General features: G+C 66.5%; 2 protein-coding genes. Both read right to left on the reverse strand.

Going from position 1 to position 1,952, the window contains the following annotated elements; all coding sequences use genetic code 11:
- Positions 1–47 precede the first annotated feature (47 nt).
- Positions 48–563 (reverse strand): chemotaxis protein CheW, encoded by a 516-nt coding sequence (cheW, locus tag JMF90_RS35050; protein ID WP_012327702.1) that lies wholly within the window; start codon positions 561–563, stop codon positions 48–50.
- Positions 564–611: 48 nt separating this feature from the next.
- A partial coding sequence (locus tag JMF90_RS35055) for a chemotaxis protein CheW (RefSeq protein WP_201326161.1) occupies positions 612–1,952 on the reverse strand: 1,341 nt, incomplete at its 5' end.

Consider the following 1,952-nt stretch of genomic DNA (forward strand, 5'->3'; position numbering starts at 1 on the left):
TATGCAACATTGCAGATTCTCCCGAAATTGCTGCGCGCGCGGCGCGCTTACCCGCCGAGTGTCTCGATCAGCGCCATTTCACGGCTCGACATCAGCTTCTCGATGTCCATCAGGATCAGCATCCGGCCGTCGACCGTGCCGAGGCCCGTCAGGTACTCGGTCGTCAGCGTCGCGCCGAATTCCGGCGCCGGCATGATCTGGTCGGTCTGCAGCGTCAGCACGTCCGACACGCCGTCGACCACCATCCCGACCACGCGGTTCGACACGTTCAGGATGATCACGACGGTCTGGTGGTCATACTCGACGCGGCCGAGGTGGAACTTGATCCGCATGTCGACGATCGGCACGATGATCCCGCGCAGGTTGATCACGCCCTTGATGAACTCGGGCGCGTTCGCGATGCGCGTGACGCTGTCGTAGCCGCGGATTTCCTGCACTTTCAGGATGTCGATCCCGTATTCCTCGTCGCCGAGCGTGAACACGAGGAATTCCTGGCCCGTCGCATCGCCGTGCGCCGCATCGCGGCGGCTCGTCGCGGCATTCGCCGCGGCCGGATTGATCATTTGGACTTCAGCAGACACGTTTGCCCCCAATCGGTTGAATGGCGAGAGTCAGAAGACGGCGAGCTCGGCGCCGGCTCGGGCGCCGTGCGTCGCACGGGTTTCGCGGTTCAGCGCCGCGACGTCGACGATCAGCGCGACGCTGCCGTCGCCGAGGATGGTCGCCGCCGAGATGCCATGCACCTTGCGGTAGTTGGTTTCGAGGTTCTTCACGACCACCTGCTGCTGGCCGACCAGTTCGTCGATCAGCATCGCGAAGCGGCGCCCCTCGGTTTCCATGATCGTGACGATCCCCTGCGTCGGGTCGGTGCGCGCGTCCTCGACCGAGAACACCTCGTGCAGCGCGACCAGCGGCAGGTATTCGCCGCGCACGCGCACCACGCGCTCGCCGTTGCCGACCGTGTAGATGTCGTCGTTCGACGGCTGCAGCGACTCCATCACGAAGTTCAGCGGCAGGATGAAGATCTCGCTGCCCACCTTGACCGACATCCCGTCGAGGATCGCGAGCGTGAGCGGCAGCACGATCCGTGTGGTCGTGCCGCGGCCGGCCTGCGACGAGATTTCGACATGACCGCCCATCGACTGGATGTTGCGCTTCACGACGTCCATCCCGACGCCGCGGCCCGACACGTCGGTCACCGTCTCGGCGGTCGAGAAGCCCGGCGCGAAGATCAGTTGCCAGACTTCGTCGTCGCTGATGTTCTCGGAGATCTGCATGCCCTGCTTCGCGGCCTTCGCGAGGATGCGCTCGCGGTTCAGGCCCGCGCCGTCGTCGCTCACCTCGATCACGATGTTGCCGCCGTGATGCGCGGCCGACAGCACGAGCTGGCCGACCGCGTCCTTGCCGGCGGCGACGCGCTTGTCGACGGTCTCGATGCCGTGGTCGAGGCTGTTGCGCACCAGGTGCGTGAGCGGATCGATGATCCGTTCGATCAGGCTCTTGTCGAGCTCGGTCGCCTGGCCGAACGTGACCAGTTCGACCTGTTTGCCGAGCTTGCCGGCGAGGTCGCGCACGAGCCGCGGGAAGCGGCTGAACACGTAATCCATCGGCATCATGCGGATCGACATCACCGCTTCCTGCAGGTCGCGCGCGTTGCGCTCGAGCTGCGCCATCCCGTTGAACAAGCGGTCGTGCAGCGCCGGATCGAATGCGGTCGCCGTCTCGGCCAGCATCGCCTGCGTGATCACCAGTTCGCCGACGAGGTTGATCAGCTGGTCGACCTTCTCGACGCCGACGCGGATCGAACTGCCTTCGGCGCCGGCGGCGGCCGCGGCGGCCGGGCGTGCGCGCTTGTCGTCGTGATGCGCGGCCGCGGCCGGCGTCGCGTGTTCGGCCGGCTGGGGTTGTGCGTGTGGTTGCGGCTGCGGCTGCTGGGCGGCGGCGGCGGCCGG

The organism is Burkholderia sp. E168m23 (assembly GCF_016586125.1).
In the GTDB taxonomy this organism is placed as follows: domain Bacteria; phylum Pseudomonadota; class Gammaproteobacteria; order Burkholderiales; family Burkholderiaceae; genus Burkholderia; species Burkholderia orbicola.